15 protein-coding genes are annotated in these 21,961 nt (G+C 66.3%); 10 read left to right on the plus strand and 5 right to left on the minus strand.

What is annotated here, in order from left to right; all coding sequences use genetic code 11:
- Window positions 1-9 precede the first annotated feature (9 nt).
- Together DESFRDRAFT_RS01910 and pyrF are read left to right on the plus strand one after the other, a co-directional pair.
- Complete coding sequence (locus DESFRDRAFT_RS01910) at window positions 10-1,884, plus strand: N-acetylmuramoyl-L-alanine amidase (protein WP_043793603.1); 1,875 nt, start codon at window positions 10-12, stop codon at window positions 1,882-1,884.
- 13 nt (window positions 1,885-1,897) lie between these two features.
- Window positions 1,898-2,587 (plus strand): orotidine-5'-phosphate decarboxylase, encoded by a 690-nt coding sequence (gene pyrF, locus DESFRDRAFT_RS01915; RefSeq protein WP_005990589.1) that lies wholly within the window; start codon window positions 1,898-1,900, stop codon window positions 2,585-2,587.
- Window positions 2,588-2,609: 22 nt separating this feature from the next.
- Here the strand turns inward: pyrF and DESFRDRAFT_RS01920 are convergent, their stop codons facing one another.
- Together DESFRDRAFT_RS01920 and DESFRDRAFT_RS01925 are read right to left on the minus strand one after the other, a co-directional pair.
- Entirely contained in the window at window positions 2,610-4,616 is a 2,007-nt protein-coding gene (locus tag DESFRDRAFT_RS01920) for a molybdopterin-containing oxidoreductase family protein (protein ID WP_005990590.1), read from the minus strand.
- Between the two features lie 147 nt (window positions 4,617-4,763).
- Entirely contained in the window at window positions 4,764-5,825 is a 1,062-nt protein-coding gene (locus DESFRDRAFT_RS01925; protein ID WP_005990591.1) for an adenine nucleotide alpha hydrolase family protein, read from the minus strand.
- Window positions 5,826-5,953: 128 nt separating this feature from the next.
- On the opposite strand from DESFRDRAFT_RS01925, the gene recA reads away from it, so the two are divergent.
- Window positions 5,954-7,024, plus strand: a complete 1,071-nt coding sequence (recA, locus tag DESFRDRAFT_RS01930; protein ID WP_005990592.1) for a recombinase RecA — start codon at window positions 5,954-5,956, stop codon at window positions 7,022-7,024.
- A gap of 246 nt (window positions 7,025-7,270) precedes the next feature.
- Window positions 7,271-9,913, plus strand: coding sequence for an alanine--tRNA ligase (gene alaS / locus DESFRDRAFT_RS01935; RefSeq protein ID WP_005990593.1), 2,643 nt, complete (start codon window positions 7,271-7,273; stop codon window positions 9,911-9,913).
- A 149-nt stretch (window positions 9,914-10,062) separates the two neighbouring features.
- On the opposite strand, the gene DESFRDRAFT_RS01940 is transcribed toward alaS, so the two are convergent.
- From DESFRDRAFT_RS01940 to DESFRDRAFT_RS01950, 3 genes are all read right to left on the minus strand, one after another.
- Window positions 10,063-11,940 (minus strand): methyl-accepting chemotaxis protein, encoded by a 1,878-nt coding sequence (locus DESFRDRAFT_RS01940; RefSeq protein ID WP_005990594.1) that lies wholly within the window; start codon window positions 11,938-11,940, stop codon window positions 10,063-10,065.
- Window positions 11,941-12,112: 172 nt separating this feature from the next.
- Complete coding sequence (locus tag DESFRDRAFT_RS01945; protein ID WP_043793605.1) at window positions 12,113-13,069, minus strand: glycosyltransferase; 957 nt, start codon at window positions 13,067-13,069, stop codon at window positions 12,113-12,115.
- Window positions 13,054-14,529: an FAD-binding protein gene (locus DESFRDRAFT_RS01950; RefSeq protein ID WP_005990598.1), complete on the minus strand. Its 1,476-nt coding sequence runs from the start codon at window positions 14,527-14,529 to the stop codon at window positions 13,054-13,056. The genes DESFRDRAFT_RS01945 and DESFRDRAFT_RS01950 overlap by 16 nt, the downstream gene beginning before the upstream one ends.
- 696 nt (window positions 14,530-15,225) lie before the next feature.
- Between DESFRDRAFT_RS01950 and hndA the strand changes: the two genes are divergently transcribed.
- From hndA to DESFRDRAFT_RS01980, 6 genes are all read left to right on the plus strand, one after another.
- Window positions 15,226-15,741 (plus strand): NADP-reducing hydrogenase subunit HndA, encoded by a 516-nt coding sequence (gene hndA / locus DESFRDRAFT_RS01955; RefSeq protein ID WP_005990600.1) that lies wholly within the window; start codon window positions 15,226-15,228, stop codon window positions 15,739-15,741.
- A 38-nt stretch (window positions 15,742-15,779) separates the two neighbouring features.
- Window positions 15,780-16,160 carry an NADP-reducing hydrogenase subunit HndB gene (gene hndB, locus DESFRDRAFT_RS01960; protein ID WP_005990601.1) on the plus strand — a complete coding sequence of 127 codons (381 nt, stop codon included), beginning with the start codon at window positions 15,780-15,782 and terminating at the stop codon, window positions 16,158-16,160.
- 24 nt (window positions 16,161-16,184) lie between these two features.
- Entirely contained in the window at window positions 16,185-17,660 is a 1,476-nt protein-coding gene (hndC, locus tag DESFRDRAFT_RS01965; RefSeq protein ID WP_005990602.1) for an NADP-reducing hydrogenase subunit HndC, read from the plus strand.
- A gap of 19 nt (window positions 17,661-17,679) precedes the next feature.
- On the plus strand, window positions 17,680-19,437 hold the full coding sequence (gene hndD, locus DESFRDRAFT_RS01970; protein WP_005990603.1) for an NADP-reducing hydrogenase subunit HndD: 1,758 nt from the start codon (window positions 17,680-17,682) through the stop codon (window positions 19,435-19,437).
- 421 nt (window positions 19,438-19,858) lie between these two features.
- Complete coding sequence (locus DESFRDRAFT_RS01975) at window positions 19,859-21,352, plus strand: aspartate ammonia-lyase (protein ID WP_005990604.1); 1,494 nt, start codon at window positions 19,859-19,861, stop codon at window positions 21,350-21,352.
- Window positions 21,352-21,948, plus strand: a complete 597-nt coding sequence (locus DESFRDRAFT_RS01980; RefSeq protein WP_005990605.1) for a hypothetical protein — start codon at window positions 21,352-21,354, stop codon at window positions 21,946-21,948. Before DESFRDRAFT_RS01975 ends, DESFRDRAFT_RS01980 begins: the two co-directional genes overlap by 1 nt.
- The last annotated feature ends 13 nt before the right edge of the window (window positions 21,949-21,961 follow it).

Raw genomic sequence — 21,961 nt, forward strand, 5'->3', positions numbered from 1 at the left:
GTGGTACGAATGACGGCGTTTTTCGGGCGGCTGGGCGGGATCCTGGCGGTCGTGGCGCTTGCGCTGCTTCTGGCGGCGGGAGCGGTTCGGGCGGCGGGCGTGGCCGCGGGCTATCAGGCGGCGGTCAAGGAATTCAAAGCCCTGCGCGACGATCCCGGTTCCAAGGACCGGCGCGACCTGTGGAAGGCGCTCGACGCCAAGCTGGCCGCCCTGGCCAAGGCGGCGGGCAAGGACCCGCTCGGGGCCAAGATTCTTTATTACGAGGCCTGGACCAACGCCGAGCTGGCGGAGCGGTCCTACCTGGACGCGGACTGGGAGGCGGCCGCTTCCCTCTACGCCCGGGTGGCCAAGGCCTACCCGCGCCATGCCTGGAGCGACGACGCCCTGCTGCGCCGGGCGGATATTCTGGCCGAGCACCTCAAAAAGCCCGACGCGGCCAAGGCGGATTTGCGCCGCATCCTGCGCGACCATCCCAAGGGCGACATGGCCGACCAGGCCAAAAAGCTTCTGGCCGCGGCGGAGGCCGACGCCGCCAAGGACAAGCCGGAGCCGGCCAAGGCCAAAGCCCCGGACAAGTCCCCGACCAAAGCCTCGGCAAGCGCCAAGGCCGCCGAGGCCCGGAAGTCCTCCGGCCCGCCTCCCGCCACCTCGGCCCGGCCGGCCGTGCTCAGGCGGGCGGTGGTCAAAACGGGTTCCGCCGGCGGCAGGCTCACCCTGACCCTGGACCGGGAAACGACCTATCGCTACCAGCTGCTCGACCAGAAGCGTTCGGACGGCGAGCAGGTCAAGCTCCTCTATATCGACCTGGACAACACCCGCACCGGCTCCGCCATTCCCTCGGAAAAGCGCTTCGCCAAAGGCGTGGTGTCCCGGCTGCGGGCCGGCTATTTCACGCCGGATACCGTGCGCGTGGTCCTCGAACTGGACGGGGTGCGGCAATACGAGATCCATTCCGAGGACGGGCCGTTTCGCATCGTCCTCGATCTGGACGGCGAATCCGGCGGCGGGAGCAAAGGCCAGTTTCGGGCCGAGGCCTCGGGCAAACGGGGCGGCAAGTCCGCCAAATCGGCGGACGAGGACGCGGCCTCGGGCAAAAAGGCCCAGGTGGCCAAGGCCGCGCCGGAAAAGGCGGACCGCAAGCCGCTGACACCGTCGGCGGCCGGAAAGAAGAACCTCGGCAGCCTGGTCGAGCAGCTCGGCCTTTCCGTGCGCACCGTCATGATCGATCCCGGACACGGCGGCAAGGACCCCGGCGCCCAGGGGCTTTACGGCGTGACCGAAAAGGACGTGAACTTGCGATTCGCCAAGGAGCTCGGCGCGATACTGCGCAAGCGGGGCTTCAAGGTCCTTTATACGCGCACCAGGGACGTGTTCATCCCCCTGGAAAAGCGCACGGAGATGGCCAACAGCCAGGGCGCGGACCTCTTTGTCTCCATCCACTGCAACGCCCACGGCGACCCCGGTTCCTCGGGGCTCGAGACCTATTCCCTGAACCTGGCCAATTCGCGCGACGCGGTGCGCGTGGCCGCCCGGGAAAACGCCGCCTCCCAGAAAAAGATCAGCGATCTCCAGGCGATTTTAAGCGACCTGATGCTGTCGTCCAAGACGTCCGAGTCCAAGGACCTGGCCAAATTCGTGCAGAAGCGGACCGTCAGCGAACTGCGCGGCAAGTACCGCATCCGCGACCGGGGACCCCACGAAGCGCCCTTTTTCGTGCTCATCGGGGCCAACATGCCGGCCGTGCTGGTGGAACTCGGTTACATCACCAATCCCACCGAGGCCAAGCGCCTGAGTTCAGACGCTTACCTGCGCAAGCTGGCCGACGGGCTGGCCGACGGCATCGTCGCCTACAAGAAACGCATCGAACGCTACGCCAAAATCTGACCAGAGGTTTTTCATGCCCCAGCCGCACCGCTTCGACGACCGCCTCATCGTGGCCCTGGACCTGCCCACGGCGCGGGAGGCCTTGGAGATGGTCGACCGCCTCGCCCCGGCGGTGGGATTTTTCAAGGTCGGCCTGCAACTTTTTCTCGACGCCGGTTTTTCCGTGTGCGACGCGCTGTCCAAGCGGGGCTTCAAGGTCATGCTCGACCTCAAGTTCCACGACATCCCGCAGACCGTGGCCCTGGCCACGCGCCAGCTCGCCGGCCACGACATCGCCCTGGCCACGGTCCACGGCTACCCGCAGGTGGTGGAGGCGGCGGCCAAGGCCAAGGGCGCGACCAAGGTCCTGGCCGTCACCGTGCTGACGAGCCTCGGCCAGGACGAATTGCAGCAGACCGGCTACGCCGGGTCCCTGGTCGACCTGGCCAGGGTGCGGGCCGAGGCCTCGCTCGCCGCCGGAGCCGACGGCGTCGTGTGTTCGCCCCTGGAGGCGGGAGCCCTGCGCCGGCGTCTCGGCGGCCTGCCCGTCATCGCCACCCCCGGCATCCGTCCCCTGGACAGCGCCCCGGACGACCAGACCCGCACCGCCACCCCGGCCGCGGCCATCGCCGCCGGAGCCACGCACATCATCGTCGGCCGCCCCATCACCAAGGCCCCCGATCCCCTCGCCGCCGCCCGGGACATCCTGCGGGAGATCGGTTAGCGCGGCGGGCGCGACCGCTTCCTCACGCCCGTCGCACCTCGACGGTGTTGTCGTTGAGCGTCGTGGCCTCGCCGATGTCCGAGAGGCGCTCGTGGTGCAGGGTGTTGACCAGATTGCCGTTGGCGGACTGGCTGGCCCGGAATATGCCGGCCGCGGCGACCGCGCCTTTGGCGACCAGGGGCGTGACGCGGGCGACGAAGGGCACCTCCCCGAGATCGTTATGCGCCGTGACGGCATCGCCGTCGGCAATGCCGCGCGCGGCCGCATCCCCGGGGTGCATGGCCAGGGTCATCGGCCCGCGACGCGTCACCAGTCCCTCGCGTTCCAGAAAAACGGAGTTGAGCGTCTCGACGCTCGGCGCGGCGATGAGCCGCAGGGGATAGGGACCGCCGTGGTTCTCCCGATACCCCGGCAGGGGCGCGGCCAGGGCGCTATTGACGATTTCCATCTTGCCGGACGGCGTTTTCCAGGCGGTGTGATCGGCATACGGGACTGATACCAGCCCGCCGCGTCGCAACGTCTCCCGTTGCCCGTCGGAAAGCCCCTGCAACGCGGGCATCGGATGGCGCAGCAGTTCTTCGAGAAGCGCTTCCTCGCCGCGATCGAAATGGCTGTCCGTATAGCCCATGGCCTGGGCGAGCAGGCGGAAGATGTCCCAGTTGCTTTTGCAGGCGCCCGGGGCGGGGATCGCCTTGTAGGCCGTGCCGAAGGTGCAGTAGCCGTAGGAGCTGTAACAATCGGTGTGTTCGACCGAGAACGTGGCGGGGAGGATGATGTCGGCATAACGCGCCGTGTCGGTCATGAACCGCTCGTGCACGACGGTGAAGAGTTCCGGGTTGCGCAGCCCGCGCCGGATGCCTTGCTGGTCGCAGACCGAACCGACCGGATTGCTGGCATACACATGCAGGCAACGGATCGGCGTTTGCGTTTGCCCGGGACGAAGCGCCGAGGCCAGCTTGTTGATGTTGACCCTGCGCGCGGTGTTTTTTCGCAAATCCGGGCGCGTGATGCGCCTTGCGTCCACATAGGGGCCGCCGCCGGGATCGCAGCCGCACAGCCCGCCTCCCCGGCGCTTCCAGGCTCCGGTGAACGCGGACAGGATGGTGATCAGGCGCACGGTCATGCCGCCGTTTCCGTGGCGCGAGTTGCCGCTGCCCAAAATGATGGCCGGCGCGGACGCGGCGGCATACTCCCTTGCCAGGGCGACGATGACGCGCGCGGGAACCCCTGTCACGCCCTGCGCCCATAACGGCGTGCTCGCGGCGAGGGAGGCCTTGAATTCCTCGAAGCCGAGGCTTTCCTTTTCCAGAAAATCGAAATCGGCCAGGTTCTCCGCGACCAGGACATGCATCATGGCCAGGGCCAGGGCCCCGTCCGTGCCCGGGGTGATCAGCACCACCTGGTCGCAGTGGGGAGCCATATCCTGCGCGTAGCTTTCGATAAGGACGACGCGCTTGCCGCGTTTTCGCGCCCTGAGCAGGTTCGCCATGCCTTGCAGCCGCGTGGCCTTCATGTTGGCGCCCCAGACGAGGAAGAAATCGCTGTCGTCGAGTTCCCTGGGGTCGAGGCAGCCGGTCTTGCCCACCACCGCCGCGTATCCGGCGCCCTTGGCCGAGGCGCACAGGGTCTTGACCAGGGAGCACGCTCCCATCCTGTTGAACAGGGCGTCGCCGCAGTTGCGCTGGATTAGGCTCATGACCCCCGAGTAGTAAAACGGCAAGATGGAGTCCGGCCCCGATTCGCGAAGCGCGCGTCGCCATTGCGCCGCGATGGCCGCAATGGCCTCGTCCCAGGAAATCGGCGCGAAACGGCCCGACCCTTTGGCGTCGACACGCGTAAGCGGCGTGAGAATCCGGTCCGGCGCATGGATGGATTTTTCGTAGCGCCGCATCTTGGCGCAGATCTTGCCGTGGGGCGCGGGGGCGTCGTGGTCGCCCTGCACGCCCACGATGCGTTCGCCGTCGGTTTTGACCAGCAGGCCGCAGGTGGTGGGACAGTCGTAGGGACAAATGGCTTTCTGGAATGGCATGCCGCGCTCGGAGAAGATGGTGATGCACAGGGCGTATCGTCGTCGATCCGCCTTCCCGCCTTGGAGAAACTATCGAAAGTTTTGGGGAGGGGAGAGCGCGAGAGGGGAACCCTTTTTTCAAAAAGGGTTCCCCTCTCGCATCCTCTTCTATCTCCCCCCCACACCGTGCTGGGTGAAACGGGCGCGTTTGCCTTCCTTGGCCGCTTCCCAGGTGGGTTCGCTCCAGGCAAGGGGCGTGGCGCGCGACGGCGTCACCTTGACCGGCGAGTCGTCGACGCCGGCCACGTCGACCTGCACGTCTCCGGGGATGGCCATGGCCTTGGGATTGAAGGAGGCGAAAAAGGCGGCGGCGTCGGCGACGGTTGCCGCGTCCCAGACCGCGCCGGGAAGTTTCCGCGCCACGCCGAGGGGGCCGGGCAGGGTGCGCACCTTGAAGACGAGGTCGTCCGGGTCGAGGATGGCTTCCAGGCGCGCGTTGTCCGCCTGGTTGCGGCCGATGACCAGCCAGCGGTTTCCCGTCCAGTATTGCCGGCCGATGTTGGCCAGGGCGAAATCCGCCGCCGTGGGCGCGGGCTTGTGGATGAAAAGCGGGAAGAAGCGCTTGGCCGAGGGCTCCTCGGTCAGCAGGCAGCCGCCGGCCGGGGTGGGAATCTCGGTCAGGCCGAAGGTCTTGGCCAGGACCATCTGATCCTTGCGGCCGCGTCCGGAGATGGCGTGGAGCCGCGTACGGTCCACGAGCCCGGACGTTTCGGCCTCGGTTTCGGGCAGGCGCTTTGCGCAAAGCGGCCGCAGGAGCAGTCCCCGCGTGGCCGAGTCGCGGCTGATGATGTTGAGCGCGTCCAGGCGCTGGGACATGGGCCGCTGGCCGAGGACCTCGCCGGAGATGACAAACGACGCGCCGTAGGTCGGCAGCAGCTCCTTGGCCAGGCGCAGCATGAGGATCTTGCAGTCCACGCAGGGGTTGAGAAATTTCCCCAGGCCGTGGGCCGGGCTGGCGGCCAGCATGGAGACGTAGGCGTCGGACACGTCCACCGGGACGATGTCGAGTCCGTAAATGTTTTTCCAATGGTCGATCTTGTCGGGTTTGCCGAAAAAGGGGCTGACAAAGTGCAGGCACAACACGTCGAGCCCTTGGGCCATGACGGTTTTGACGGCCAATATGCTGTCGAGGCCGCCGGAGAAAAGGGCCAGGGCGTGGTAGGATTTCATGCGGCGTAGCTAAGGGTTCGCCGGCCGCCTGGCAAGGGGCGCGGCCGGCGTCGCCGAAGTTGCCGGTCGGCAGGGATTTTGCTATTAAAACACCCTTTGCGCCCCACACTTTTTGCAGGAGTCGGCAAATGGCCCGCAAACCAGCCCAGTCCCCGGAAGATTTCCGTAACGAAGCCCTGGCCACCGCGCTCACCACCATCGAGCGCAAGCACGGCCAAGGCGCTGTCATGCGCCTGGACGACGCGGCCCATGTGAAGATTCCGTCCATCCCCACCGGCTCTATCGGTCTCGATCTGGCCCTTGGCATCGGCGGCATCCCCAAAGGCCGCATCACCGAGATTTACGGCCCGGAATCCTCGGGCAAAACCACGCTCGCCCTGCACATCATCGCCGAATCGCAAAAACTCGGCGGCACGGCGGCCTTCATCGACGCGGAACACGCCCTGGACGTCAACTACGCCCGGCGGCTCGGCGTCAATACCCCGGAACTGCTCATCTCCCAGCCCGACTACGGCGAGCAGGCCCTCGACATCGCCGACCTGCTCGTGCGATCGGGAGCCGTGGACGTGGTGGTCATCGACTCTGTCGCGGCGCTCATTCCCCAGGCCGAACTCGAGGGCGAGATGGGCGAGACCCAGGTCGGCGGCCAGGCGCGGCTCATGTCCCACGCCATGCGCAAGCTGACCGGCACCATCCACAAGTCGCAGACCTCGGTCATCTTCATCAACCAGATCCGCATGAAGATCGGCATGACCGGCTACGGCAGCCCGGAAACCACCACCGGCGGCAACGCGCTCAAATTTTACGCCAGCGTGCGCCTGGACATCCGCCGTATCCAGACGCTCAAGGACAAGGAAGAGACCTACGGCAGCCGCTGCCGGGTCAAGGTGGTGAAGAACAAGGTCGCGCCGCCGTTTCGCGAGGCCCAGTTCGACATCCTTTACGGCACGGGCGTTTCCCGCGAGGGCGAGCTCATCGACATGGGCGTGGACGCCGGCATCGTGGACAAGTCCGGGGCCTGGTTCTCCTTCGGTTCCGAACGTCTGGGCCAGGGCCGCGACAACGTGCGGGCCTTTCTCCAGGAACATACCGACATTCGCGGACAGATCGAAGGCAAGCTGCTCGAGCACCTGGGCTTCGCCGAGGGTACGCCGCCGCCCATCTCCCCCGAGGCCATCGAGGAAGAAGACGGCATGTAATGGAAAAGCCGGGGTGTCCTGCCCCGGCCCCGCCCCCTGCCTGGGGTCAAAAGGGATTCGACGATGTGCGCCAACGCGTTGGCGTGCCCGTCGAATCCCTTTTGGCCCCGCGAAGGGCGAATGCGCATTGAAACCATAACCCTGACCTTCTTATGAAAGGGGGGCCGGGGGGGAGACTCCCCCCGGTGGGGAGGTCCCGGAGGGCGACGCCGCTTCGGGCTCCCCCTCCAGCGGAGGCATACGACAATGATGACGGCTCATGAAATCCGCGCCAAGTTCCTGGACTTCTTCGCTGCCCAGGGTCACCAGAAAGTGGCCTCCTCCCCGCTGATCCCGCGCGAGGACCCTTCGCTGCTTTTCACCAACGCCGGCATGGTCCAGTTCAAGAAGGTCTTTCTCGGCCAGGACAAGCCCGGCTACAAGCGCGCCACCACCTCGCAGAAGTGCCTGCGCGTGGGCGGCAAGCACAACGATCTGGAAAACGTCGGCCGCACCGCCCGCCACCACACGTTTTTCGAGATGCTCGGCAATTTTTCCTTTGGCGACTACTTCAAGGAAGACGCCATCCGCTTCGCCTGGACCTTTCTGACCGAGGTCATCGGCCTGGACAAAAGCCGGCTCTACGCCACGGTCTACCAGGACGACGACGAGGCCTTCGGCCTGTGGCAGAAGGTGGCCGGGCTCAGCCCGGACCGCATCTACCGGCTGGGCGAGAAGGACAACTTCTGGTCCATGGGCGACACCGGCCCCTGCGGCCCCTGCTCGGAGATCATGTACGACCGGGGCGAGGAGGTTTCCTGCGGCCCCGATTGCGGCATCGGCACCTGCGACTGCGACCGGTATCTGGAAATCTGGAACCTCGTGTTCATGCAGTACGACCAGCTGGAGTCCGGCGAGCGCGTGGCCCTGCCGCGTCCGAGCATCGACACCGGCATGGGGCTCGAGCGCATCGCCGCCGTGGTCCAGGGCGTGCACTCCAATTTCGACATCGACCTGTTCCAGACCATCATCGCCACGGCGGCCTCCATTGCCGGCGTGACCTACGGCGCGACCGACGAGCAGGACACGGCCCTTCGCGTCATCGCCGACCACAGCCGGGCCGTGGCCTTTCTGGTGGCCGACGGGGTCATGCCCTCCAACGAGGGCCGGGGCTATGTGCTAAGGCGGCTCATTCGCCGGGCCCTGCGTTTCGGCAAGCTCATCGGCCTGTCCGATCCTTTCCTGTTCAAGACCGCCGGCACGGTGGTCGAGGTCATGGGCGACGCCTACCCCGAGCTTGTGGCCACGCGCGACTTCATGGAGCGCATGGTGCGCGAGGAGGAGGAGCGTTTCGGCGTGACCCTGGACAAGGGGCTGGCCATCCTGGCCGAGGAGCTCGACCGCATGGAGGCGGCCGGCGAAAAGACCATCACCGGACAGTTCGCCTTCAAACTCTACGACACCTACGGATTCCCGCTGGACATCGTCAACGACGTGGCCGGCAAGCGCGGCATCACCACCGACGAGGACGGCTACAAGGCCTGCATGGCCGAGCAGAAGGCCCGGGCGAAAAAGGCCTGGAAGGGCAGCGGCGAGACCGATCCGGCGGTGCTGTTCCTGGAGCTGCTCGAATCCGGCATGAAGTCCCGGTTCGTGGGCTATGAGACGCTTACGGCCCAAAGCCGCGTCAACGCGCTCATTTCCGCCGAGGGTCAGGCCGTGGAACGGCTCACCGCCGGCGAGACCGGCTACGCCGTGTGCGCCGTGACCCCGTTTTACGGCGAATCCGGCGGCCAGGCCGGCGACGTGGGCGCCATCACCACGCTGACCGGCAACGCCACGGTGACCGGCACCATCAAGGCCGGCCCGGAGCTGACCGCGCACCACATAACGATTGCCGCGGGCGAAATCCTGCTCGACCAGGAGGCCGATCTGGCCGTGGATACGGCCGTTCGCGCCGCGACCGCCCGCAACCACACCTGCACGCACCTGCTCCACAAGGCGCTTAAAAACGTGCTCGGCAGCCACGTCAACCAGGCCGGGTCGCTGGTGACCCCGGACCGGCTGCGCTTCGACTTCACCCACATCGCGGCCATGACCCCGGACGAGCTTTCCCGGGTGGAGGACGAGGTCAACGCGGCCATCCTCCTCGACGCGCCGGTGACGACCGAGGTCCTGCCCCTCGAGGCGGCCCGGGCCAAGGGCGCGACCGCGCTTTTCGGCGAGAAGTACGGCGATACGGTGCGCGTGGTCGAGGTGCCGGGCGTGTCCATGGAATTTTGCGGCGGCACGCACCTTTCCGCCACCGGCCAGGCCGGCAGCTTCCTGATTCTCGCCGAATCGGGCGTTGCCGCCGGCACGCGGCGCATCGAGGCGGCCACGGGGCTCAACACCATCAAGCACGTGCGCGAGATGCGCGGCGAGCTGGACGAAAGCCTGCACGCGGCCAAGGCCAAGGCCGGGGAGCTGCCCGGGCGTATCAAGAAGCTTCAGGACGACATCAGGGCTCTGACCAAGGAAAAGGAACAGCTCGCCGCCAAGCTGGCCTCGGGCCAGGGGCGCGACCTGCTCTCCGGCCTCGAGGAGATCGGCGGGGTGAAAGTGCTTTGCGCCAAGGTCGACGCGCCGAACATCAAGGCGCTTCGCGAGGCCATGGACGATCTGCGCAGCAAGGTTCCGTCCGGGGTCGTGGCCATCGCGGCCGAGCAGGACGGCGGCAAGGTGAGCCTCATCGTGGCCGTGAGCAAGGATTTGCACGGCCGTTTCACCGCGCCGGCGCTCATTAAAGAAGCGGCGGCGGCGGTCGGCGGCTCGGGCGGCGGCCGTCCGGACATGGCGCAGGCCGGCGGCACCAATCCGGCCGGCATCGAAGAAGCCTTCGCCAAGGTGCGGGCGGTGGTCGCCGGGTAATAGCGGCCGAGGAGACTCGGGGCGCCGCCCCGGACCCCGCCGGGGGGCTGCCGCCCCCGGGCCCCCCGATGCCGGGGAATGGGCCATGACAACTGTTGAGGGCGGTTCCGCAAGGAGCCGCCCTTTTTATCGGCGAAAAACGTCCTGGCTCAGGCGATGGCTTTGGCCGCGCCCGCCTCCCGGCCTTCCCGCTCGAGTTCGGACATGAGGGTTTCGAGGTCCTGGGTCTGCCGGGTCAGCTCGCCGACAGCCCGGGCCGCATCGGCCATGGAGCGCGAGGTGGCCTCGGAGATAGAATTGACCGCGTCGATGGAGCGGTTGATCTCCTCGCTGGTCGCGGATTGCTGCTCCGCCGCCGTGGCGATGGAGCGGACCTGATCCGAGGCGTCCTCCACCAGGTGCACGATTTCCGCCAGCGCCTCGCCGGCCGTGGTCGCCAGCCCGCTTGCCTCCTCGACGGCCTGGCCGGACTGGACGACGTTTTCCACGTTGCGGTTGGTGCCCTGCTGGATGCCCGAGATGGCCTCCCCGACCTCCTTGGTGGCGGTCATGGTTTTTTCGGCCAACTTCCTGACCTCGTCGGCGACCACGGCGAAGCCGCGTCCGGCCTCGCCGGCCCGGGCCGCTTCGATGGCGGCGTTTAAGGCCAGCAGGTTTGTCTGGTCGGCGATGTCGGAAATGACGTTCATGATGCGGCCGATGTCCTGGGCCTGATCGCCAAGCCGGCCCATGTCTTCCTTGAGGGCTTCGGACTGGCTCCGCACCCGGCCGATGCTTTCCACCATCTTGTTGACGACGTCCGCGCCGCTGCTTGCTTTCTTGCGCGCCGCGTCGGTCGTTTCGGCGGCGTTGGAGGCGTTCTTGGCCACCTCGAGCACCGTGGCGTTCATCTCTTCCATGGCCGCGGCGGTCTCGGCCATGCGTTGGGACTGGTCCTGGGCGCCGTGGTTGGAGTCGTCGATGTGGCTCGAAAGTTCCGACGAGGCCCGGGACACGATGCCGACGACGCCTTCGAGCCGGCCCGCCGCCTGGCAGAGCCCTTCGGCCCTGGCCCGGTGCGCTTGCCCCATGGCCTCCTCGGCGGCCTGGCGCGCCTGGTGGGCGGCCTGGGCCTTCTCCTCGCTGTCCCTGGTCTTGGCTTCGATGGCCGCGATGTTGGCCCGAAGCGTCTCGACCATGGTGTTGAGAGCGCGCTCCATGTGGGCGGCTTCGTCATTGCCGGCGGCGCTCAGATGGATGTCCAGGTCGCCGGCGGCGCAACGCATCGCCGCTTCGGTCGCCTGCCGGATGGGTTTGGTGATGGAGGCGATGATCACGAGGCACAAGCCGATCAGCACGAGAAGGCCCAGGCCGATGCCGGTGAAGATGCCCGTCAGCACGGAGCGGATGTGCTTTTCGTTCTCGGTCCGGATGGCCGCTTTGGCCCGCTCCACGTTGTCGATGTAGATGCCGGTGCCAATCCACATGTCCGTGCCGGGGATCATGGCGGCATAGGCCAGCTTCGGCTGGTCGCCCTGGCCCGGCTTGGGAAAGATGTATTGGACGAATCCGCCGCCGGCTTTGGCCTGTCGCAGCAGTTCGCGCACGTAGTACACGCCGTTCGCGTCCTTGGCCCCGCCGAGGTCCGTGCCCTGCTTGGCCTTGGCCGGAGGCAGCGCGACATTGACCGTCCCCTGGTAGACGAAGAAATAGCCCGATTGGTCCTTTTCGAAGCGGACCTGGTCCACCATGGCGCGGATGGTTTCGATGCGTTTGGCCGGATCCGTTTCGTTCCTGATGGCCTGGCCGAGGGCCTCGGCCAGGGTGTTGGAGGCCACGGCCAGCTTCTCGCGTTGCCCCTGCATCAGGATATCCTGGGTCGTCTCGATGGTATGGGTCGACTGTGTGCCCATGCCTATATAGAAAGTCAGTACGACCGCGCCGATAAAAAGCGCAAAAAGGACAAGCAGTAAAATAAAACGCCATGTGATGGATATCTTGCGGAGAACGGAGGTCCCCCCGCCGGATGCAACCGTATGCGCGCTCATGGCATCTCCCTTTGTCTTGTTGGCAAGACTATCGACAACTCTTTGCAAAACAATAGACTATAGCGAAGGGCAATGCAACGCGCAGGGCGATTTCCATACGCGGTCCATTCGGGCGGGCAGAGGGGCGGGGTGTTTCGCGGCGGGCGGGAACAGAGCGGGCGTCGCGGAAAAGCTATTGCACTGTTTCGTAGAAGTCGCAAAGCGCGCGAACGAGAAATTCCTCGTTCCAGACGTCTTCCATGAAGGCGCGCGATGTCGCGCCGATGTCCCGCCGCCTGTTCGGGGCGAGAATCAGTTCGCGCAGGGCGTTTTCCAATTCCGTCGCGTCATGGGCCAGGACCCAGGGCGGGGCGTCGCAGTGGAAAAAGTCCCTGATCGTGGCGATGTTCCAGTCGTCGAGCCCGGCGATGACCGGAGTGCCCTGGGAAAGCGCCTCCAGGGACGATATGCCGAAATAGCCCTGCATGTGATCGAAGACGATGTCGCAGGCCTGTTTCCGGGCCAGGCAGTCGGCGTGGCTGGCGTTCTCGATGATGTCCCAGGTGATCTCGGGAAGCTCGGCCTTGAGCCTTTGGCACACGGCCAGCAGCGTGTCCGTGTTTTTGAGACCCCTGCGGGTGGGGGAATGCCCGAGGCGCACCGTGCCGTCCGGCCGGCGCGGGTGCGGCATGTAGGCCGGGTCTCGTTCGGGCACGAGGTTCGGCTGCCAGCGCGCCCCGGGGAGTTTCGGCAGCAGGTCGGGCGTGGAGACGAGCAGGTTTTTGCGCCCGAGCTCCCGGTATTTCTTTTGGAAAAAGGCCGGGTCGGACCGGAACGCGTGGTGGCCGTGGTGGTGGTGGACGATCTTCTTGCCGGCCAGAAACGGCGCGGCGGTGATGTCGCCAAGCGGCATGTGCTCGTCGGCCAGCATGTGGAAGTGGAACACGTCGGCCGTTTCGAGCGCGTCCGCCAGTTCGTCGCGCCCGGCCGCGTCGAGCCAGGGCACGTGCAGGTCCTTGGGGTAGAGGTTGTTGTAGCGCAGCTGGGTCGTGACCAGCCGGCAGGTATGGTCGGTGAGCCGGTTGATGGCGCTTCGAAAAAGCGATGCCGTGCCGGCGGGATCGTTTTCCGCAATCATGACGATACGCATGGGGCGTCTGTAACCGCTTGGGCCGGGGAGTCAACAGGCGGCGCGCACGCCTTGCCCCGGGCAAAGCACAACGCCGCGGCCACGAGGCTGGCCGCGCCGGCGTCCACGGCCGCGGCTTCGAGGCTTTCCAGACGCGCGAGCAGCGGCTCGGGATCGGCGTCGCGCCGGGGCAGGCCCAGGCGTTGCAAGGCGTCGGCGACTTGCCGTCGCGCCTCGCCGCGCTGGCGCATGTCCCGGCGGCAGGCGCGGGCGTCGCTTGCGGCCAAGCCACGGATATCCCCGGCCTCCACCGCTGCGTCCTTGGCGCGAAGGGCCGCCGCGCGCCCGGCCCGGGCCCCGAACACCAGGCAGGCCGTGGCCATGGCCCCGCCCAGCCGGTTGGCCCCGTGCATGCCCGTGGCGCATTCCCCGGCGGCGAAAAGTCCGGGCACGTCGGTTGCTCCGGTGGCGTCGATCACCGCGCCGCCGTTGGCGGCATGGGCGGCCAACACCGCCTGGAACGTCGCCTCTCCCTCGGTGATGGCGGCGATCCCCAGCCCGTCGGCATGGTCCAGGACGAACCGGTCCAGGGCGGCGTCGGCAAGGCCGTGGCCGAGCGGACAATGCCCTTCGCGCCCGGCGGCCGCCGTGCGGACGTCCCCGGGCAGGGCGACGGACCGGCCGGCGTCGTCGCGAAGAACCGCTTCGCCGGTCGCCAGCCGCCATACGGGCCAAAACCGCCTGGTCGCGCTGTCCATCCACATCCACTGCATGAAGGCCGTGTTGGCCATGTCCGCCCCGGCCTCGGCCAGCATGCCGTGACCCCAGCCGCTGCCGCCCCGGCCGGCCTGGTTGTACAGCCACAGCCCGGCCGTGCCGCCCATGGCCGCGATCGTCTCGCGGGCCGGGGCGACGAATCGCCGTCCGGCATAATCCTCCACCAAGGCCCCGCGCACACGGCCGCCGTCCGGGTCGCGCAGCAGGGACAGGGCGGTCAGCCCCGGCGAAAAGCGCCCGCCCAGGGACGTCACGCGGCGGTGCAGGGCGTCGAAAGCGGCGGGCAGGTCCTCAAGGATCACGGCGCGGCGGGAATGCGGGGAAAAGCAGGACGGCTGACCGGCGGGATGGCCGTCCGCGTCACGCCGCGGGGACAGCCCCAGTTCCTCCAGCTCCCGGCAGCGCGCGGCCGCTTCGTCGGCCAGCGCGGCGACAAGGTCGGGGCGGACGAAGCCCGGGCGGCCAAGGGCGGTCGCCTCGCGGCAAAACGCCTCGCGCGCCGCGTCGTCGGCCGGCACGTGCAGACCGAGGCGGCCGTTGCGGTTGGCAAACGACGATCCCGTCGGCCCGGGCCAGGGCGCGACCACGGTCACGGCCGCCCCGGGAACGGCGGCGAGGGCCGCCCGGGCCGCGCACAGCCCGGCCAGCCCGGCGCCGAGGATCAAAACGTCACAGGGGGGCAGGGTATTGATGTCGAAATCCATACGGTGCGGCCTCCGGCGGCCATGGGGCGGGTTTTGGACAACGTCGCCCCTTCAAAAAATTTTCAGAGGGGCATGCGCGTGATGCTCCGGCATGGCTCTCCTCTTACACTGGTCCGGGAAGGCTGGGAAACCATTCTCCCCATGCGATGGCCGAAGAGGGGGTGTGTTTTCTTCGAAAAAATGCTATTGTGATTTTGAAACCCTTAAAAATAGGTGGTTGGAAGCGGCACGGCCTGTGCCGTCCGGGGGTGGCATTTTGACCCATTTTTTCCCGACGGCTAGCGCACTTTGTCTTTTTGATTCTAATAGGCTTGAATTCCATTATTTTTTGAAATCGGTCCGGAGGCGCTCCACGCCCCGGACCGGTGCCGGACGTATCCGGGGGAACCGCTTTCCGGGTGACTCTCCCCTGGGTGTTTTTGTTAATAGCCTGTGTATACAGGCTTTTTTTTGTTGGTCCGGTTATTGCTGTTTCCGGGGCAGGCGTGAGGAAGAAGGGCCTGCTTTGGCGTGGAAGACGGCAGACATGGCTCAAGGGAATAAGCCCCCTTAGATTGTGAAAATAATCACAATCTAAGGGGGCAGGAATGTAACGGGGATAACGGATCAAGGCCTTCCGGGCAGGAGAAAGGACGGTGGGCGTAGCGCCTCGTTTTTCCAAGAACTTTAAAATGCCACAAGGAGAGGTGTTTTTGTATGCAAAACTCAACTTGCCAAGCGGTCGGCGAATGCAGGGTGCCGGAACATGCGGTTCTGCCGCAGCCGCTGTACCGGGAAGTCGTTCAGTTTATTGAATCCCTCCCTCAGAAAGAGGGGCATCTCGTCACCGTGCTCCATAAGGCGCAAAGTGTTTTTGGCTATCTGCCCATCGAAGTGCAGCAGTTTGTGGCCGATCACATGGAAGTTCCCCTGGCGCAGGTCTACGGCGTCGTCAGCTTTTACACCTTTTTCACCATGGTGCCCAAGGGCAAGTATCCCATTTCCGTGTGCATGGGCACGGCCTGCTTCGTCAAGGGCGCGGACAAAGTGGTCCATGCCTTCAAAGAGCAGCTCAAGATCGATATCGGCGACGTGACCCCGGACGGCAGGTTCTCCATCGACACCCTGCGTTGCGTCGGCGGCTGCGCCCTGGCTCCCATCGTCATGGTCGGCGAGAAGGTCTACGGCAACGTGACGCCGGGGCAGGTCAAGAAAATCCTGGCTGAGTACTAGCGCAACCGCGTGCGATTTACAGATAAGGAGCGCGTTAAATGAGCACTATCCGATCCTTTGAAGATCTCAAGGCCAAGCGCCAGGAGATTCTTGACCGCAAGGCCGCCAGAAACGGCAAAACCATCATCAACGTGTCCCTGGCCACCTGTTCCATCGCCGCCGGCGGCAAGGTCGCCATGGAGGCCATGCAGGACGAAGTGGCCAAGAACGGGCTGACCGGCGTGGAATTCATGCAGTCCGGCTGCATGACTTACTGCTATGCCGAACCCACGGTGGAGATCACGCTGCCGGGCAAGGACCCCGTCGTCTTCGGCGGCGTGGACGAAAACAGGGCCCGGGAACTCGTCACCGAGTACGTCATGAAGGGCGAACCGGTCGAGGGAATCATCCCCGTCAACTACGAACGGGTAGTCCTGTAATAGCAACTACCGGGAGACGACGATATGGCAGCGACGACCACGGAAAAAAAGCAGCTTCGGATCGCCACCCGCAATTGCGGCTTCATCGATCCGGAAAGTATCGACGATTACATCGCCCTGCGGGGCTATGAGGGCCTGGCCAAGGTCCTGACCATGACCCCGGCCGAGGTGGTGGACCTGGTCAAGCGCTCGGGCCTGCGCGGCCGCGGCGGCGCGGGCTTCCCCACCGGCATCAAGTGGGGCATCGCGCTCGGCAACAAGGCCGACCAGAAGTACATGGTGTGCAACGCCGACGAAGGCGACCCGGGCGCGTTCATGGACCGCGCCGTGCTCGAGGGCGACCCCCACTCGGTGGTGGAGGCCATGGCCATCGGCGGCTACGCCATCGGGGCCACCCGGGGCACGGTCTACATCCGGGCCGAGTATCCCCTGGCCATCAAGCGCCTCAAAAAGGCCATCGACGACGCCCGCGAGTACGGCCTGCTCGGCGAAAACATCTTCGGCTCGGGCTTCGATTTCGACATCGAACTCAAGTACGGCGCCGGCGCGTTCGTCTGCGGCGAGGAAACGGCCCTGATCCGCTCCATGGAAGGCAAGCGCGGCGAGCCCGTGACCAAGCCGCCGTTCCCGGCCCAGTCCGGCTATTGGGAAAAGCCCACCATCGTCAACAACGTGGAGACCTTCGCCAATATCCCCGCCATCATCATCAACGGCGCGGATTGGTTCTCCGGCATCGGCACCGCCACCTCCAAGGGCACCAAGGTGTTCGCCCTGGCCGGCAAGATCCAGAACGTGGGCCTGATCGAAGTCCCCATGGGCATCAGCCTGCGCGAGGTCATCTTCGACATCGGCGGCGGCTGCCCCGACGGCAAGGCCTTCAAGGCCGTCCAGACCGGCGGCCCCTCCGGCGGCGCGCTGGCCAACAAGGACCTCGATGTGGCCATCGACTACGAGTCCCTGGCCGCCTGCAAGTCCATCATGGGTTCCGGCGGCATGGTCGTCATGGACGAGGACGACTGCATGGTCTCCGTGGCCAAGTTCTTCCTGGACTTCACCATGGACGAGACCTGCGGCAAGTGCACCCCCTGCCGCATCGGCTCCAAGCGCCTCTACGAGATCCTGGACCGGATCACCAAGGGCAAGGGCACCCGGGCCGACCTCGATCGGCTCAAGTCCCTGTCCGAGATCATCAAGGACACGGCGCTGTGCGGCCTCGGGCAGACCATGCCCAACCCCATCCTGTCCACCATGGATACCTTCGCCAATGAATACGAGGCCCATGTCGACGACAAGAAGTGTCCGGCCCACGTCTGCACGGCCCTGCTGACCTACACCATCGATCCCGCCAAGTGCACGGGCTGCGGCCTGTGCACCAGGGTCTGCCCGGTGGAGTGCATTTCCGGCACGAAGAAGCAGCCCCACACCATCGATACCACACGGTGCATCAAGTGCGGCGCCTGCTACGACAAGTGCAAGTTCGACTCCATCATCAAGCAATAAGGATCCAAGGAGGTCCGCAATGTCCATGCTGACAATAACCATAGACGGCAAAACGACGTCAGTGCCGGAGGGCAGCACCATCCTGGATGCCGCCAAGACGCTCGACATCGACATTCCGACCCTGTGCTACCTCAACCTGGAGGCCCTTTCGATCAACAACAAGGCCGCCTCCTGCCGCGTCTGCGTGGTCGAGGTCGAGGGCCGGCGCAACCTGGCCCCGTCCTGCGCCACCCCGGTCACCGACAACATGGTGGTCAAGACCAACACGCTGCGCGTCCTGAACGCCCGCCGCACCGTGCTCGAGCTGCTGCTGTCCGACCACCCCAAGGATTGCCTCGTGTGCGCCAAGTCCGGCGAGTGCGAGCTGCAGACCCTGGCCGAGCGCTTCGGCATCCGCGAGTCGCCCTATGACGGCGGCGAAATGTCCCACTACCGCAAGGACATCTCCGCCTCCATCATCCGCGACATGGACAAGTGCATCATGTGCCGCCGTTGCGAGACCATGTGCAACACGGTCCAGACCTGCGGCGTGCTCTCGGGCGTCAACCGCGGCTTCACCGCCGTGGTCGCCCCGGCCTTCGAGATGAACCTGGCCGACACCGTGTGCACCAACTGCGGCCAGTGCGTGGCCGTGTGCCCCACCGGCGCCCTGGTCGAGCACGAGTACATCTGGGAAGTGGTCGAGGCCCTGGCCAACCCGGACAAGGTCGTCATCGTCCAGACCGCCCCGGCCGTGCGCGCGGCCCTCGGCGAGGACCTCGGCGTCGCCCCCGGCACCTCGGTCACCGGCAAGATGGCCGCCGCCCTGCGTCGCCTGGGCTTCGACCACGTCTTCGACACCGACTTCGCCGCCGACCTGACCATCATGGAGGAAGGCTCGGAATTCCTCGACCGCCTGGGCAAGCACCTGGCCGGCGACACGAATGTCAAGCTGCCCATCCTCACCTCCTGCTGCCCGGGCTGGGTCAAGTTCTTCGAACACCAGTTCCCGGACATGCTCGACGTGCCCTCCACGGCCAAGTCGCCGCAGCAGATGTTCGGCGCCATCGCCAAGACCTACTACGCCGACCTGCTCGGCATCCCGCGCGAAAAGCTCGTGGTCGTCTCGGTCATGCCCTGCCTGGCCAAGAAGTACGAGTGCGCCCGTCCGGAATTCTCCGTGAACGGCAACCCGGACGTCGACATCGTCATCACCACCCGTGAGCTGGCCAAGCTCGTCAAGCGCATGAACATCGACTTCGCCGGGCTGCCCGACGAGGACTTCGATGCGCCGCTCGGCGCGTCCACGGGCGCGGCCCCGATCTTCGGCGTCACCGGCGGCGTCATCGAGGCGGCGCTGCGCACCGCCTACGAGCTGGCCACCGGCGAAACCCTTAAGAAGGTCGACTTCGAGGACGTGCGCGGCATGGACGGCGTCAAAAAGGCCAAGGTCAAGGTCGGCGACAACGAGCTTGTCATCGGCGTGGCCCACGGCCTTGGCAACGCGCGGGAACTCTTGAACCGCGTGCGCGCGGGCGAGACCTTCCACGCCATCGAGGTCATGGCCTGTCCGGGCGGCTGCATCGGCGGCGGCGGACAGCCCTACCACCACGGCGATGTGGAACTGCTCAAAAAGCGCACCCAGGTCCTCTACGCCGAGGACGCGGGCAAGCCGCTTCGCAAGTCCCACGAGAACCCGTACATCATCGAACTCTACGAGAAGTTCCTGGGCAAGCCGCTCTCCGAACGCTCGCACCAGCTGCTGCACACCCACTACTTCAAGCGGCAGCGCTTATAACAGAGGAAGAGTCTGGGAGGGGCGTCGCCCCTCCCAGACCCTCCTCACCAGAAGGGGCGCCGCCCCTTCTGGACTTCCCCGCCGGGGGGAATAATTCCCCCCGGCCCCCTTTAACGGGGCAAGGTTCTTTGACAGTGTTCCTCCTTAACTCCTCCCGTGGCAGGCTGGTGACCTGTCCGTGGCGCCGGAATCGACGCGGCGTCGGCTTACGAAGCAAGGCGTGCCGTCGCGTCGATTCCGGCGCCACATGACGGGGGGACCGGGGGGCATCAAGCCCCCCGGCGGGGTGCAGGGGCGGAGCCCCTGCCTCCAGGTGATCTTTCTCATAATTCGTGTTACCGAAGCCGCCGCAGCGTGCGCGGTGCGGCCGGATGGTCCGGTCCCCGACACACGCATGGGTCGCCACTTGGGGAGTTGTCACATGCGACAGGAAAGCGATGCCCTGGGAGCAAGGCAGCTCCCCGAGGGCGCCCTGTACGGCATCCACACGCTTCGGGCCGTCGAGAATTTCCCTCTATCCGAAACGCGCCTTTTCCCGGAATTCATCCGCGCCTACGCCATGGTCAAGGCGGCCTGCGCCAAGGCCAATCTGGACACCGGCCATCTGGACCCGGGGAGGGCCGGGGCCATCGTGGCCGCCTGCGACGAGATCGCCAAGGGCCGGCATGCCGACCAGTTCCCGGTCGATCCCTACCAGGGCGGGGCCGGCACCTCGACCAACATGAACGTCAACGAGGTGGTGGCCAACCGGGCCTTGCAGCTTTTGGGCAGGCTCCCGGGCGAGTATGATTTCCTTTCGCCCCTTGGCCACGTCAACCTGCACCAGTCCACCAACGACACCTACCCCACGGCGCTTAAGGTCGCGGCCTTGTGGCTGCTCAAGGAACTGGAAGCGGCCACGGCGCGTTTGCAGGAAGCCTTTCAGGAAAAGGAGGCGGCCTTTGCCCACGTGGTCAAGGTCGGTCGCACCGAGTGCATGGACGCCGTGCCGCTCACCCTTGGCATGGAGTTCGGGGCCTTTGCCGAGGCGATCTCCCGCGACCGCTGGCGCATTTTCAAGTGCCGCGAGCGCATCAAGCAGGTGTCCCTGGGCGGCACGGCCGTGGGCACCGGGCTTGGCGCGCCGCGCGAGTTCATTTTCCGGGCGGCCGAGCATCTGCGAAACCTCACCGGGCTGCCGCTTTCCCGGGCGGAAAATCTCGTGGACGCCACGGCCAATGCCGACCCCTTTGTCGAAGTCTCGGGTATTCTCTCGGCGTACGCAGCGAATTTACTGAAGATTTCCTCGGATCTGCGGCTTCTGGCCAGCGGCCCGGCCACCGGCATCGGCGAGATCCGCCTGCCCGCGCTCCAGGCCGGTTCGTCCATCATGCCCGGCAAGGTCAATCCCGTGATCCCGGAATGCGTGGGCCAGGTGGCCTTGCGCGTCGCCGCCAACCATCAGGCCCTGACCCTGGCCGCCGGCCTGGGCCAGCTCCAGATCAACCAGTTTTTGCCGCTGGTGACCCAGAGCCTGCTCGAGTCGCTGCGGCTCCTGCGCCAGGCGACGCGGCTTTTCGCCGACAAGTGCGTGGCCGGCATCACGGTCGACGAGGACCGCTGCCGGGAGCTGGTGGAAAAAAGCCATGCCCTGGCCACGGTGTTGGTGCCGGCGCTCGGCTACGAGGCCGTCTCGAAGCTCATGGCCGAAGCCGAGGCCAAGGGCGTGCCCCTGGCCGAACACCTCGAGGCCGCCGGCATCCTCTCCCGCGAAGCCGCCGACGCGCTGCTCTCGCCCAAACGCATGCGCAAGCTCGGCTATGAGGCCGGGGATTACGCGGATGTGATGGCGTCAGGGGAGAACCGGGGCTCCGCCCCGGACCCCGCCGAGGGGCCACGGGCCCCCCGGACCCCCCATAAAGGGGAGGAGAAGTGATGGAAGAGGGCGGACAGGAAATACGCGTGTACGCCGGGCTCGGCGAGACCGGGCTGCCCCAGGCCGTGGCCGGGGCCGACAGGCTCTTTTTCCACGCCGGCATGTATTCCAATTTCGGCCGGGACCCGGAAATGGCGGCGGCGCTCGAAACCGCGCTGACGCGGCCCGGCTTCGAGCGCCTGGACATCGTGTCCTTCGATCCGGTGGCCGGCGCGGCCTACTGGGAGGAGTTCCGGGCCATTTTGCGCCGGGATGTGCCGGAAGTGACCCTGCGCCGCGAATTCGCCGCCTCGGCCGCCTTTTGCGACGCCCTGGCCACGCGCCATCCGACCAAGGTCAGGCTTTTTCGGACAAAGGCCATGCCCCTGGCCCCGATCCTGCTCGTCGGCGACACGATCTTCGCCGGCCATTACCTCCATGGCTCCGTCCCCGCGCCCCAGGGCCTGTGGCTGGCCATCCCGGCCGATGTGGCCGATCTGCTTTCCCGGGCCGAGGACGACGCCTCGCCCGAGGTGCTGGACCCTGTGGCCAAAGGGGCCTACCGGCTGGTGTGCGAATGCGTGGCCGCGCGAAACGCCTCGCGCCGACTGGCCTGAGGTCCGGAAATTC

Source organism: Solidesulfovibrio fructosivorans JJ], assembly GCF_000179555.1.
GTDB lineage: Bacteria > Desulfobacterota > Desulfovibrionia > Desulfovibrionales > Desulfovibrionaceae > Solidesulfovibrio > Solidesulfovibrio fructosivorans.

Excerpts from the sequence above, each read along its gene's own strand:
- DESFRDRAFT_RS01910 (WP_043793603.1), top strand. The coding sequence starts at position 10 with ATGACGGCGTTTTTCGGGCGGCTGGGCGGGATCCTGGCGGTCGTGGCG.
- pyrF (WP_005990589.1), top strand. The coding sequence starts at position 1,898 with ATGCCCCAGCCGCACCGCTTCGACGACCGCCTCATCGTGGCCCTGGAC.
- DESFRDRAFT_RS01920 (WP_005990590.1), bottom strand. The coding sequence starts at position 4,616 with ATGCCATTCCAGAAAGCCATTTGTCCCTACGACTGTCCCACCACCTGC.
- DESFRDRAFT_RS01925 (WP_005990591.1), bottom strand. The coding sequence starts at position 5,825 with ATGAAATCCTACCACGCCCTGGCCCTTTTCTCCGGCGGCCTCGACAGC.
- recA (WP_005990592.1), top strand. The coding sequence starts at position 5,954 with ATGGCCCGCAAACCAGCCCAGTCCCCGGAAGATTTCCGTAACGAAGCC.
- alaS (WP_005990593.1), top strand. The coding sequence starts at position 7,271 with ATGATGACGGCTCATGAAATCCGCGCCAAGTTCCTGGACTTCTTCGCT.
- DESFRDRAFT_RS01940 (WP_005990594.1), bottom strand. The coding sequence starts at position 11,940 with ATGAGCGCGCATACGGTTGCATCCGGCGGGGGGACCTCCGTTCTCCGC.
- DESFRDRAFT_RS01945 (WP_043793605.1), bottom strand. The coding sequence starts at position 13,069 with ATGCGTATCGTCATGATTGCGGAAAACGATCCCGCCGGCACGGCATCG.
- DESFRDRAFT_RS01950 (WP_005990598.1), bottom strand. The coding sequence starts at position 14,529 with ATGGATTTCGACATCAATACCCTGCCCCCCTGTGACGTTTTGATCCTC.
- hndA (WP_005990600.1), top strand. The coding sequence starts at position 15,226 with ATGCAAAACTCAACTTGCCAAGCGGTCGGCGAATGCAGGGTGCCGGAA.
- hndB (WP_005990601.1), top strand. The coding sequence starts at position 15,780 with ATGAGCACTATCCGATCCTTTGAAGATCTCAAGGCCAAGCGCCAGGAG.
- hndC (WP_005990602.1), top strand. The coding sequence starts at position 16,185 with ATGGCAGCGACGACCACGGAAAAAAAGCAGCTTCGGATCGCCACCCGC.
- hndD (WP_005990603.1), top strand. The coding sequence starts at position 17,680 with ATGTCCATGCTGACAATAACCATAGACGGCAAAACGACGTCAGTGCCG.
- DESFRDRAFT_RS01975 (WP_005990604.1), top strand. The coding sequence starts at position 19,859 with ATGCGACAGGAAAGCGATGCCCTGGGAGCAAGGCAGCTCCCCGAGGGC.
- DESFRDRAFT_RS01980 (WP_005990605.1), top strand. The coding sequence starts at position 21,352 with ATGGAAGAGGGCGGACAGGAAATACGCGTGTACGCCGGGCTCGGCGAG.